This window comes from Streptomyces sp. NPDC091387 (assembly GCF_044756945.1).
GTDB lineage: Bacteria > Actinomycetota > Actinomycetes > Streptomycetales > Streptomycetaceae > Streptomyces.
Genome location: NZ_JBIVTZ010000043.1, coordinates 1 through 12,930 on the forward strand (window position 1 = coordinate 1; position 12,930 = coordinate 12,930).

The window sequence follows — 12,930 nt, forward strand, 5'->3', positions numbered from 1 at the left end:
GCCTACCTCCGCAGATTCGACCTGGAACACACCTTCCGCCTGATGAAGCAGACACTCGGCTGGACCGTGCCCAAGCTCCGTGCCCCGGCCGCCGCGGACCTGTGGACGACCCTGATCATTGCCGTGCACACCCAACTGTGGCTCGCCCGACCGGCCGCGCAAGACCTGCACCGCCCATGGGAACGCCCGCTCCCTGCACAGAAGTTGACCCCCGCCCGGGTGCGCCGGGGGTTGCGCAACATCCGCGCGAAGGCAGCCCGTCCCGCGGCTGCACCGAAACCCTCCCGCCCCGGCCCAGGACGCCCCCGCGGATCGATCAACCGTACGAGAGCGCCCCGCCACACACCGGGGAAAACCACCAAACGCGCCGAATCACTCGAAGAGCACTACGGCCGTCGACCATAAAGATCAAGCTAAGGCGACCGCCGTCCTGTCGGACCCCGACAAGGACCAGGTGTACGCGGAGTTCAAGGTCGAGTGGGATTCAGGCGACGGCTGGAAGGAGCACTGGAACTCCGGCCGGATCGGCCCCAAGGCGTCCGGACAGCCGTACACGATCTCGCTCCCGTCGACCATCCCGCAGAACATCAAGTCCAGTTGGAGCGTGCGCGCCTCGGACGGCAAGCTGTGGGGGCCCTGGAGCTACGCCGGTGACACCCAGACCGGCTGCTACCTGACCTTCGACTCCAAGAGTCCGGCGGCGCCGACCGTGGTCTCCCAGCAGTACCCCGTCTCGGACACCACCGACCCGCTCGACCCCTGGCTGGACGGAGTCGGACACTACGGCCGCTTCACCATCGACTCGGCTGCGACGGACGTGACCAAGTACTGGTTCGGCCTGGACGCGGACCCGACCGCGGCCAACGAACGCAAACCAGCGACCCCCGGCGGGTCCGTCTCGGTCGACGTGATGCCCACCCGGCCGGGGCTGAACCACCTCTACGTCCAAGCCTGGGACGCCAACAACAACGCCAGCACCATCGCCAATTACCAGTTCCATGTGGCCACCGGCCAGCCCGATCGCGCCGCCTGGACCCTCGACGCCCCGGCCGGCGCCACCCAGGACCCGGGCTCCGGCGGCGCCCGGCCCGCCGTGCTCGGCGGCACCGCGACGCTCGGTGAACCGGGCGTCCGCAATATGGCTCTCGCCCTGAACGGCGCGGGCGCCACCGACGGGTACGCGGCCGGTGGCCCCCACCTGCTCGACACCGACGGCGACTACACCGTCTCCACCTGGGTGCGCCTGGACTCGGACGCCGCCACCGCCACCGCGGTCAGCGTCGACGGTAACCTGCACGCGGGCTTCTACCTCGGCTACGAGGGAGCGAGCAAGCGCTGGGCGCTGCGCGTGCCCACCAAGGACGGTGCGGGCGCCGAATTCGGCGGCGTGATGTCGCCGTCCCCGCCGGAGGTCGGCAGGTGGACGCATCTCGCGGCGGCCCGTGACGCGGCGGCCGGCAAGTACACCTTCTACGTCGACGGTGTGCCGGTCGGCACGACCGCCTTCACCACTCCATGGCACGCGGCGGCCAATCTCCAGTTCGGCCGCAGCAAGTACAACGGCGCCTACGTCGATCCGTGGAAGGGCGCGATCGACGAGACCGCCGTCTACGACCGCCCGCTGGGCGCGGCGGATATCGGCCGGCTGGCCCGGCACGAGCCCGTGACCACCGGCCGTCCCGCCAAGGCGGCCTGGGACTTCGACGACGCCGCCACCTCCCAGGTGGCGCAGGGCGCGAGCGAGGTCAGGCCCCTGGTACTCAAGGGCGGCGGCACCTTCGGCGCCGTGGGCAACGTGGCTGGTGCCCTGGACCTCAGCTCCACGGCGAACGGCTACGCGAGCAGCGCGGGCCCGCAGCTCAACACCCTGCGCAGCTTCTCGGTCTCCGCGTGGGCCAAGCTCCCCAAGGCGGAGCCGTCCACGGCGCAGGTCATCGCGACCCAGGCCGGTGCGCAGCAGAGCGGTTTCGAGCTGTACTACTCGGGCTCGTACCGCCGCTGGATCTTCAACCGCTACGTCTCCGACACCGCAGGCGTCCAGCCGACCCGGGCCATGGCCAACCTCGGCAAGCCCGCCGCGGACCAGGTCTACCCCGGGGACAGCTGGCACCATCTCGTCGGTGTCTACGACAACACGGTGAAGGAGCTTCGGCTCTCTGTGGACGGCAGACTCGTGTCGACCGTGCCGTTCGCGCCCGCTCCCTGGGACGCCACGGGCCCGGTGCAGATCGGCGCGGGTTCCTACGGAGCGCTGCCCGGCTCGTTCTTCAAGGGGCAGATCGACGATGTGCACCTGTACGACCGGGTGGTCTCCAAGGACGAGGTCGGTGACCTGTTCAAACAGCACCCGCAGGTGAAGGGGCGCTGGAAGTTCGACGTCACGACGGCCGGCACCCCGGCCTCCAGCCCCGACGACAGCGCCGGCAAGCGGCCCGCGGTCTTGGGCGGCCAGGCGGCCGTCAATCCGGGCGCGGGCTGGGTCGGCGCCGCGGGCCTGGTCCTGGACGGGGTGGACGACTATGCCGCCGCCGCGACCGTCCCGGTGAACACCAAGGAGAGCTTCACCGCGACCGCCTGGGTGAGCACCGCGAGCCGCCCGCAGAAGAAGGTCACCGTCCTGTCGGCGGAGGGCGCGGTCAACAGCGCCTTCACCGTGCGCTACGCTCCGGACCCCGCGGACCCGGCGAACCAGGGTGGCTACGAGCTGGAGTTGCCCACCACGGACACGTCGGGCGCGGCCCGGCCCGCGGTCCACCATTCGAGCTTCCAGACGGACTTCGAATGGGACCACATCGCGGTCGTGTACGACGCCTTCTCCGACGAGGCGAGGCTGTACGTCAACGGCCATCTGGAGCAGGTCCTGGACGCCATGTCGTGGCGGGCAAACGTGCTGCCCTTCCAGGCGACCAAGCAGCTTCAGTTCGGCCGCAACAAGGAGAACGGGACGACCGGCGAGTACTGGCCGGGCGTGATCGACGACGTGTGGATGTTCTCCGGCGTCGCCAGTGACGCCCAGATCATCAAACTCGGCAACGGAGAGAGCCTGAACACGGTCCCCGGGCCGTAGGGCCGCCGACCCCGCGCAGCGGCCCTACGGCCCGCGGGGCCGGGCGTTGCCGCGCGGGCCCCGGCGCCGGGGCCCGCCCCCGGTTCACGGGGCCCCAGGTTCGCAGGTCGTCGGTCCCCGCAGGGGGCACCAGCCGCTTACGGCGCGCATCCTGTCGCCGCGGGACGGGTCCCGACGGCCCGGAGCGTCCGGGCCAGACCGAGCCTTCCCCTCCCGCACCCCGCTCCTCGCCTCCCGCCCCGCACACCCCGCACCGAAAGGATCACCGGGTTGTCCAGACCCATACCGCCGCGTCGCGCGGCCGGCTTCCATCGCTGTGCCGCCCTCACGGTGGCCGTCCTGATGGCCGGCTCGCTGTTCCAGGCCGCCCCCGCGCTCGCCGCCCCAGGAACCGGCACCGGCGCCACGCGCCCACGCACCGTCGAGGCCGACCACCCCGTCCCCGGCAAAGCCCTCAAGGCCGCGCCGCGCAAGAAGGACGGGCTGGCCACCGGCCCCCGCCGCGCACCCCACGCCACCTGGCCGAAGGCGGGCACGGCGCAGGTCACCCTGCCCGCCGTGCCCGCGCCGGTCGCCGGTTCCACCAAGAAGGCCAGGGCCGCGGCAGTCACGCCAACGCCCCTACCGGGCCTGCCCGTCCGGCTGCTGGCCGCCCCGGCGGGGCCCACGGGTTCCGCCGCGAACGCACCCGCGTCCACCGACGCCGTGCGGGCCCAGGTACGCGTCCTCCCCCAGGACATCGCCCGCGGCATCGGCCTCGACGGTGTCCTGCTCTCCGTCTCCGGCACCGGCCCGGCGGACGCCTCCGTCGGTGGCCGCCGTGTCGGCGTCAGCCTGGACTACTCCACGTTCGACGAGGCGTACGGCGGTGACTACGGCGCCCGGCTGCGCCTGGCCACCCTCCCGGCGTGCGCGCTGACCACCCCGGAGCTGACCCGCTGTCGTACGACCACCCCCGTCGCGGGCCGCAACGACGGCGAGAAACACACGGTCTCCGCCGACTCCGTGGCGCTGCGCCCCGCCGCGTCCGCGGTCCTGCTCGCCGCCGTGGCGGACCCCGCCGGCGGTACCGCGGGCGCCGGTGATTACACGGCGACCCCGCTGTCGTCCTCGGCGGCCTGGCAGACCAGCCTGCAGACGGGCGACTTCTCCTGGTCGTACCCCCTGACGGCGCCGACCGTGCCAGGCGGACTGCTGCCCAAGCTGTCCATCGGCTACTCCTCGGGCTCCATCGACGGCCAGACCTCCAACAGCAACAACCAGTCCTCCTGGCTCGGTTCGGGCTTCGACATGAACACCGGCTTCATCGAGCGGCATTTCAAGCCGTGCGGCGAGGACGGCGACTGGAGCAGGGACGACGCTCCCGGCGACCAGTGCTGGGGGTACGACAACGCCACCATCAGCTTCAACGGCCGCGCGGGCGAGCTGATCCCGGCGGGCAAGGACGTCTGGCGGATCCGCAACGACGACGGCACCCGCGTCGAGAAGCTCAGGAACGCCACCGAGCGGGCCAACGGCGACAACGACGGCGAGTACTGGAAGGTGACGACCACCGACGGCCTCCAGTACTTCTTCGGCTACAACCGCCTCCCGAGCTGGAGCACCGGCAAGCCGGAGACGAAGTCCACCTGGAACGTGCCGGTCTTCGGCAACAACGCCGACGAGCCCTGCCACCAGGCTACGTTCGCCGCGTCGTGGTGCCAACAGGCCTGGCGCTGGAACCTCGACTACGTCGTCGACCTCAACGGCAACGCCATGTCGTACTGGTACACCCCGGAGACCAACTCCTACGGCCGCAACCGGGTGGCCGGCGACGACACCTCGTACGAGCGCGGCGGCGTCCTCGACCACATCGAGTACGGCCAGCGCAGCGACACATTCTTCACCGCCAAGGCCGCGGGCAAGGTCGTCTTCACCAACACCGAACGGTGCATCCAGCCCACCACCGCCGCCTGCGCCCCCGCGGAGATCGAGAAGGACGCCACACGCTGGGAGGACACACCCTGGTATCTGAACTGCAAGGCGGGCACCGACTGCGACAAGGGGCGTTTCGCCCCGTCCTTCTGGTCCCGCAAGCGGCTCACCAAAGTCACCACCCAGGTGCTCCAGCCCTCGGGCGGCTACGCGGACGCCGATGCCTGGGCGTTCACCCAGAAGTGGGGCGACGCCGACATCGACCGCTCCCTGCTCCTGGAATCGATTCAGCACACCGGCCTGGCCGCCACCCCCTCGATCACCCTGCCCAAGGTGACCTTCGGCTACAAGCAGGGGCCCAACCGCCTCGACCGGCTCGGTGACGGCATAGCACCCTTCATCAAGTACCGTCTCGCCAACGTCTCAGACGAGTCGGGCGGTTCGATCGACGTCGCCTACTCGGAACCCGAGTGCGACTTCGCCGCGCTGCCGGTGCCGGAGACCAACACCACGCGCTGCTTCCCGCAGTACTGGCAGCCCGCCGGTGCGCCCGACCCCGTCCAGGAGTGGTTCAACAAGTACGTCGTCACCCAGGTCACCGCGACCGACCGCACTGGCGGCAGCGACGACATGGTCACCAAGTACGCCTATCTCGACGGCGCCGCCTGGCACTACGCGGACGACGACGGGCTGACCAAGGAGAAGTACAAGACCTGGTCCCAGTGGAACGGCTACGGCCGGGTCCAGGTGCAGTCCGGCGGCTGGGATGGCATGCGCTCGCTGTCCGAGCACTGGTTCCTGCGGGGCATGGACGGCGACCGCAAGAACTCCGCGGGCGGGACCAGGCCGGTGACCGTGTCCGACGGCGAGGGCGGCAGCATCCAGGACCACGAGGCCTTTCAGGGCACCGAGTTCAAGACGATCGACTACACCACGCCCGGCGGTACGGTGGAGAGCAGGACCGTGAGCACCCCGTGGCGCAAGGAGACCGCCAAGAGGGTACGGGACTGGGGCACCGTTACCGCGAACCTCACCGGCACCACCGCCACCCGCACCTGGGACCGCAAGCACGACGGCAGTTGGCAGGAGACCTCCACCGCCACGAAGTACGACGACCTGGGACGTGTCGTTGAGGACAGCGACCTCGGTGCGGCGGCGACAGGCGACGAGGAGTGCACGATCACCTCGTACGCCGACAACGCCACCACCTGGCTGCGGGCCCTGCCCAAGCAGGTCGAGGTCCTCGACGTGGCATGCGGTACCGGCGTCATCTACCCCGCGCACCTACTCTCCCGCAAGCGCAACACCTACGACAACCTGGCCTTCGGCGCGACTCCGACCCGGGGCCTGCTCACCAAGCAGGGGGAGCTGACCGGCTACACCGGCACGACGCCCGCCTACCGTTCTAAGAACACGGCGTACGACAGCTACGGGCGGGTGAAGTCCACTTCCGACTCGACCGGTTCCAGCAGCACGACCGTCTTCACACCGGCGACGGCCACCAAGCCCGGCAGCTTCACCGTGACCGGTACCGAACTAGTCTCGGGCTCCGCCTCCAGCGCGCAGTCCGTAGTGACCGAGTTCGACGGCGTCCGCTCGCAGCCCACCGCCACGGTGGACGCCAACGGCAAGCGCAGCGAAGCGCAATTCGACGCGCTGGGCCGGCTCACCAAGGCCTGGCTCGCCAACCGGCCCAAGGCGTCCAGCCCGACGCCCAGCCTGGAGTACAGCTACCTGATCGCGGAGGGATCCATCGCCACGGTCGTCGCCAAGAAGCTGAAGAACGACGGCAGCCAGACGGCGTCGTACATCCTCTACGACGGCTGGCTGCGGCCCCGGCAGTCGCAGTCCGTCGGCCCGGACGGGGGCCGACTGGTCGACGACACGTTCTACGACGAGCGCGGCCTAGTCGAGCGGACCTACGCGCCGTACTACACCACCGGCGCACCGGAGGCCAAGCTCTTCGGCGTGACCGCGCAGGGCGCCGTGGACACCCAGACCGTCAACGAGTACGACGGCCTGGGCCGCCCGACCGTGACCAAGACGCTCCAAGGCAACGGCGTGGGTACCGAACTGTCACGCACCACAACCACCCACAGCGCCGACCTGGTCACCGTCGACCCGCCGAGCGGCACCACTCCGACCGAGACGGTGCTCGACGCGGCGGGACGGGTCAAGGAGCTGCACGTTCGTCGGTCACCTCCTACCTGTACGACGCCGACGGCAAGCGGCTGATCAGCCACGGCCCCGGCGACACCTCGACGCTGTACCTGGGCGCCACGGAGATCACCTGGACCAAGGCCACCGGCAGTACGACGGCCCGGCGGTACTACGACCTCGGCGGGGCGAGCGCCGTACGGCAGGACAACGGCTCGCTCTCCTTCGTCGTCGCGGACCACCACGGCACCGGTGAACTCGCCGTCGACGCAACCACCCAGACCATGGTCCAGCGCCGGAACATGCCCTTCGGTGAACCACGCGGCACGACGCCGCCCACCGGGAGCTGGCCGGGGACCAAGGGCTTCGTCGGCGGTACGCAGGACTCCACCGGCCTCACCCACCTCGGAGCCCGGGAGTACGAGCCGGGCACGGGCCGCTTCATCAGCGCCGACCCGGTGGTCGACCCGTCGGACCCGCAGCAGCTGAATGGCTACGCGTACGCGCACAGCAATCCGCTGCGGCGCAGCGACCCCTCGGGGAGGTACGACCCGGACGAACGGGACTACTGCAACAAGAACCCCGAGAAGTGCTCCGGCGGAAAGCTCATCCGGAACAAGTCCAAGCCGTCCAAGCCGAAGAAGAACCCCAACCCGGGGATGGACAAGAAGCGCGCACACATGCCGGCCGTCCAGAACGAGCGCCTCGAAAGGATCATCAAGGAGCTGTACATCCGGCCGCAGGTCGCGGACTCGGACGTGAAGGGCGACGGCAAGACGGCCACCGCCCTGATCGAGGAACTGAACGAGGGCAAGGCGTTCGGCGGCGACGGGACGAAGTGGCACATCGAGAAGGCCACGGCGAAACTGGGCGGTCTGCGGGACCTGCTGGAGGACGACCGGAAGGCGAAGGAGAGCACCGGGAAGGGGATTCTCTCCGATTCCGACCGCAAGATCGCGCTCAATGAGTCGAAGGAACTGTGGACGGCCATCAACGCGAACGACGTGGCCGGTCAGGTGACGAAGAACGTGAAGGCGACACCGGCCTTCGCGAAGACGCTTTCCAAACTCATCAAGACCGTCATCTCGTCGGAGTCGATGAGCGAGGTCACCGGCCAGAAGTTCGCGATCCCCGAGAACCTGCACCCGAAGGCTCCGCAGCGGGCCGCGCCCACAGGTGAACGGGTGCAGGGGCGTGGCTTCGCCAAGGCGTTCGGGGTGGTGGGCGGCGCAGCCAGTGCCGCGCAGTATCCGATGGACATCTACAACTACGGCTTTGAGGAAGCCACGAAGAAGCTCACGGAATCGTTCACGGACCCGCTCGACATGATCCCCGACGGGCAGGGCGCGGGATGCGCGCTCTTCGGCGACTGCTACGTGGTCGTGCCGGTGATCTGACACCGGGCCGACCCGCGAGGAACACCAGACGAACGCGCACGGCCGGCCGGGAATCCCTCCCGGCCGGCCGTACGGTATTTTGCGCGAGACGAAGGAGTACGGACACATGCAGGGAATCTCCTCCCGAGACCTGGTCGGGCAACTCGTCCGGCTACTGCCGGAAGTGGAGCCGTACCTTGAGACGGCGGCCCGACGGCACGGCAGGCGGGCATCCCAGGTGACCCACTGGGACCAGGTCAACACCCACCCCGGGACGCTGCTTTCCGAAGTCCTCGCCCATCCGCTGTTCCAGCCCAGGATGGAGTCCGCAGAGATGGGCGCGGCGGACGAGGAATTCCTCGCGCGCTGCTTCGATTTCATCGAGGGCCTGGAGGAGAGCCCGGGGGGCGAACTCGTGGAGACGGCGTACTTCACCTTCGTGGAACCCCTCATGGAGAGCAGGGAAGTGCTCGACCGCGCCTTCCGGTTCGCCGGTCCCAGGACACGTGCGGAGATCCTGGCCATGCTGCGGGGCTGGAACGTCCCCGTGGATACCTCGTGGGAGGCGGAACGGCGGGCATAGCCGCGGGACCCGGACGCCCATGCGGGCTGTTGGTCGGCACAGGGGGCCGGAGCGGTCGCGCCGATGACCCGCCGGACCGGACTGCGGCTCCCGGTGTGGGATACGACCACGTGGCGCCGATCTTCATGCTGGGGCGCTACGTGGAACGCAAGGGCCAGGTCCTGCTCCCGCTCGCCGTATAGCTCCACCACGCGGTGGCGGACGGCTTCCGCACGGCGCGCCTGGTCGACGAGCTAGGGGCGCTGATGGCGGACCCGTCGTGGGTCGACCGGGCCGCGTCACCCGCGTAGCTCGGCCAGGTCGTCGTCCGTGAGTGTGAGGTCGCGGGCCGCCATGTTCTCCTCCAGGTGCGCGAGGTTCCCGATGCCGGGAATGGCGAGCATGACCGGCGACGAGGCGAGCAGCAGGGCGAGCTGCACCTGCGCGACGGTCGCGTCCAGCCGGGCCGCGACCTTCTCCAGGCGCCGGGCGTCCAGCGGCTCGCGTCCGCCGCCGAGCAGGAAGAACGGCACGTACGCGATGCCTACCGCCTCGCACTCCGCGAGGAGCGCCAGGTCGTCGGCGTACGGATTCTGCACGCAGGCGACGGGCGCGACGGACCGCGCCTCCACGAGCTGCGCGGCGTCGATGTTGCTGACGCCCAGGTGCCGGATGAGGCCCTCCTGCCGGAGCCCGGCGAGCACGGCAAACCGCTCGGCGACGGACTCGCCGCCGGGGCCGCTCATGCCGCCGACGCGGAGGTTGACGACGTCGAGCCGGTCGACGCCGAGGGCGCGCAGGTCCGCCTCGACGAGGCCGCGCAGCTGGTCGGGGGTGGCCTGGCCGCTGGGCATGCCGTCGTGTGGTTCACGCCCAGCTCGACGGCCCGCCGCAGAACCGCGATGCCGTTCTCGGGGGTGCGGGCGGGGCCGTCGAACGTGCTCATGGGCAACCGCATGGCGCCGAAGCCGAGGCGGTTGACGGAGAGGTCGCCGCCGAGGGCGAAGGTGGTGGTGGTCATGGCTTCATGCTCTCCGTGGAGGCCGGGGCGGCCCAGCGCGTGGCAGCTTGCTGCCAGACCCGCGGGATGGGGGATGCTGCGAGACTGGCGGTATGCGGAACGAACAGATCTTCTCGGTCCACGGCGACGCGGAGCTGCTGGCGCGCGCCGGACACCTCCTCGAATCGGCCCGCACCGAGTTCCTGTGCGCCGCCCGCACCCTGACGACGTGGCCCCGCCCGGCGACGTGGACGACCCCGGCCCCGACTTCACGACCCGGAAGCTGCTCACCCCGGCGGCCCTCACGGACGAGGCGACCAGGGACCACCTGCGGCTGGTGCTGGGCGCGGGTGCCCAGGTGCGCATCACCGACGCGGAGCTCCCGCACGAGACGATCATCATCGACCGCCGCGTCATGATCCTGGCCGGCCGCGAGTACTCCGTGACGACGTCGAACAACATGATCGACGGCGTCCACTCGCTGTTCGACGCGATGTGGAACCGGGCGGCGGACTACACGACGTACCTGGCGACGGACACTCCGCACCTGAACCCGGAGTCCCGCGCCGTCCTGGAGGCGCTGAGCACGGGCCTCACCGACGCGTCGGCCGCCCGCCGGTTGGGCGTCTCCCTGCGGACGTACCGCCGCCGCGTGGCGGACCTGATGGTGACGCTGCAGGCCGCGTCGCGCTTCCAGGCGGGGCTACGGGCGGGGGAACTGGGGCTGCCGGGGCGGTGAGGACGGGGCGTCACGGCGGGGGCCGTCGGGTCACCCTCCCCAAACGTGCGTCGTAGGTGGCGTCACCCCGCCGGGATCGCCTGCGTCACGTTCACCGCGTTGCCGTCGGGGTCCCGGATGTGGGCGACCCTCTGCCCCCACGGCATGTCCTTGGGGCCGCTGCTGACCGAACCGCCCAGCGCCTCCACCCGGCCGAGGGTCTCGTCGACGTCGTCGACACCGATGCTGAGCAGGATCCGCGGCGCTGCCCCGTCCCCCGGGTCCGGCTCGGTCACCAGACCGAGGTCGGTGTCACCGATGCGCAGTCCGAGGTAGAAGGCCGGACCTTCCGCCGGCACCCGGAAGATCTCCTCGGCGCCGAACAGGTCCGTATAGAACCGGCGCAGGACGTCCTGGTCGGCGGTCAGGATCACGGGCTGGATGGTGGACATGGCACTCCTGTCGAGAACGGTCGCGTCACTGATTGGACCGTTCACGAACGGAGAACTCATCGGCGAGCCCGGGCTTTCCGGGGACGTGCGTGGCGGCGGCCGGACGGCGTCCCAGGCAGCCTGCCGGGTCGACGCCGCGATCAGCGCAGGCCGCTACAGCTCGTAGTCCTCGGCCAGAGCCTCACAGGGGATGCGGCAAGCAGATGCTGCCGTTGTATGGGCTGCAGTAGCGCTCGCTACTCCAGGTAGATGCCGGCGAATACCCCGTCGAACCCGAGCGCGGCCAGGCCCGCCTCGACGCTCGGGTAGGTCGTTCCATGTGGGCCGCCGACCAGGGCGTCGAAGTCGGCGCGGCTGATCTCGGGCTCCAGCCACTGGTTGCCGCACCGACAGCGGACCCAGACGTTGCGGCCGTAGTTGATGAGCAGCAAGTCGCGTCGGGCACGGCAGGCGGAGCACATCACGGGGATGCCCCGAGAGCGAGTTCGCGTGAGTGGCCGACGCAGCGAATCGCCCCGGGTCCGTCGGCCGGCCGCGTCTCGGCCTGGGGCTGCAGAAGGGGGTCCGTACCAGTGGGGAGGACGGGCAGTGCGGGTGCCGGCTCCGTGGTGCGGGTGGTGGTTCTGAGCACGAGCGTCATCTCCCGGTCGTCGGTCCTGTCTTCATCCGTAACAGCCGGTGGAACCGGCTGTCCATACATTTCGCAGCGTCCGCTCGGTCGGTGACCGGCTGCTGGTTCGACCTGGTCAGCGACGTGGCGAGCGGCGGTTGGGGCTTGGATGGTCCCGAGCGGCGCGGTTGCCGTCGCGTTCCGTTCATTGGTGCGGCTGCTCGACGTCTTGACATGGCGGGTGGCAGCCTGCGGGCGGCGCGCAGCGTCACCCGGGTGTGCCGGGAGCTGGGCGATGCGCCGCAGGCGCCAGACCAGGACGTCGCTCACGTCATCGGCGCTGGCGAGTTCGCGCATGTCGATGGCTTGTCGCAGGAGAGCTTCGGAGTCGTGGCCCGCCCGCTCGGCCTGGGCGAGGGTGGCGACCAAGGCGTCGGTCCTCGTTTCCATGCCTCCTGCCCGTACGACCTCCTCCGGCAGGACGGCGCGAAGGGTGGCTTCGTGCGTGCGGCGCTGGGCTTCTGGGAGGGCACGACCTTGGTCGTGCAGCACTCGCATCGGCGTGGCGGCGGCCTGCCGGTAGGCGGTGCGCAGGTGCGCGGCGGCTTGTCGGGAGGCGTGGGCCTGCTGGGCGTGTCCGCGGGCAGAGTGCCAGCGAGCGGCGGCAAGGGCGACCAGGAGGAGGACGGAGACGAGCATGGCGGTGGTGCCGCCGTCCTCGCCTCGGCCGAGCGCGCCGCCGACCTGGATGATACCCCGGGCGGCCGCGCGGAGGGCCCGGGTGTCGGTGCGTTCGGCGCGGACGTGGCTGCGAGTCGCCCGCTCGAAGGCGCGAGCTGCGGCGGCCAGCTCGGCGCGGGGGGTGGCCGGTGAGGTCTGGGCCACCGCGTCGAGGAGTTCTCCGACGCCGACGAGCTGAGCGGCGGCCTCGCCGTCCTTGTCGCGTTCCAAGAGCGCGGCCGAGCGCTCGGCGATGATGGTGGCGTTGCGTCGTTGACGGGCGGGCGGTGACCAGTTGGTCCGGTCAGTGATGACGGAGGGCGCGCTCGGCTCTGCGGACCCGTCGGTCAGGCG

Annotated in this window: 6 protein-coding genes and 4 pseudogenes; 6 read left to right on the plus strand and 4 right to left on the minus strand. The window is 70.5% G+C overall.

Going from position 1 to position 12,930, the window contains the following annotated elements; genetic code table 11:
* The 5 genes and pseudogenes from ACIQM0_RS39175 to ACIQM0_RS39195 form a co-directional block, all read left to right on the plus strand.
* A pseudogene (locus ACIQM0_RS39175) lies at positions 1–405 on the plus strand (transposase); the annotation flags it as partial.
* Between the two features lie 49 nt (positions 406–454).
* The gene (locus ACIQM0_RS39180) at positions 455–3,067 is read left to right on the plus strand and encodes a LamG domain-containing protein (protein WP_401295998.1); all 2,613 of its coding nucleotides are present in this window, start codon (positions 455–457) and stop codon (positions 3,065–3,067) included.
* Positions 3,068–3,337: 270 nt separating this feature from the next.
* Positions 3,338–7,216 carry a hypothetical protein gene (locus ACIQM0_RS39185; RefSeq protein ID WP_401296001.1) on the plus strand — a complete coding sequence of 1,293 codons (3,879 nt, stop codon included), beginning with the start codon at positions 3,338–3,340 and terminating at the stop codon, positions 7,214–7,216.
* A 206-nt stretch (positions 7,217–7,422) separates the two neighbouring features.
* The gene (locus tag ACIQM0_RS39190; protein WP_401296003.1) at positions 7,423–8,535 is read left to right on the plus strand and encodes an RHS repeat-associated core domain-containing protein; all 1,113 of its coding nucleotides are present in this window, start codon (positions 7,423–7,425) and stop codon (positions 8,533–8,535) included.
* 106 nt (positions 8,536–8,641) lie between these two features.
* Complete coding sequence (locus ACIQM0_RS39195; RefSeq protein ID WP_401296006.1) at positions 8,642–9,097, plus strand: hypothetical protein; 456 nt, start codon at positions 8,642–8,644, stop codon at positions 9,095–9,097.
* A 278-nt stretch (positions 9,098–9,375) separates the two neighbouring features.
* Here ACIQM0_RS39195 and ACIQM0_RS39200 read toward each other — a convergent pair.
* Positions 9,376–10,097 (minus strand): annotated as a pseudogene (locus ACIQM0_RS39200) (aldo/keto reductase).
* A 92-nt stretch (positions 10,098–10,189) separates the two neighbouring features.
* On the opposite strand from ACIQM0_RS39200, the pseudogene ACIQM0_RS39205 reads away from it, so the two are divergent.
* A pseudogene (locus ACIQM0_RS39205) lies at positions 10,190–10,815 on the plus strand (DNA-binding response regulator).
* 62 nt (positions 10,816–10,877) lie between these two features.
* Here the strand turns inward: ACIQM0_RS39205 and ACIQM0_RS39210 are convergent.
* From ACIQM0_RS39210 to ACIQM0_RS39220, 3 genes and pseudogenes are all read right to left on the minus strand, one after another.
* Positions 10,878–11,246, minus strand: coding sequence for a VOC family protein (locus ACIQM0_RS39210; RefSeq protein WP_401296009.1), 369 nt, complete (start codon positions 11,244–11,246; stop codon positions 10,878–10,880).
* Positions 11,247–11,482: 236 nt separating this feature from the next.
* Positions 11,483–11,677: a hypothetical protein gene (locus ACIQM0_RS39215; protein WP_401296012.1), complete on the minus strand. Its 195-nt coding sequence runs from the start codon at positions 11,675–11,677 to the stop codon at positions 11,483–11,485.
* A 29-nt stretch (positions 11,678–11,706) separates the two neighbouring features.
* Positions 11,707–12,930 (minus strand): annotated as a pseudogene (locus tag ACIQM0_RS39220) (hypothetical protein); the annotation flags it as partial.

What these genes read in the sequence shown, in the direction of transcription:
- ACIQM0_RS39190 (WP_401296003.1), top strand. Translation starts at nt 7,423, where the DNA reads ATGGTCCAGCGCCGGAACATGCCCTTCGGTGAACCACGCGGCACGACG.
- ACIQM0_RS39195 (WP_401296006.1), top strand. Translation starts at nt 8,642, where the DNA reads ATGCAGGGAATCTCCTCCCGAGACCTGGTCGGGCAACTCGTCCGGCTA.
- ACIQM0_RS39210 (WP_401296009.1), bottom strand. Translation starts at nt 11,246, where the DNA reads ATGTCCACCATCCAGCCCGTGATCCTGACCGCCGACCAGGACGTCCTG.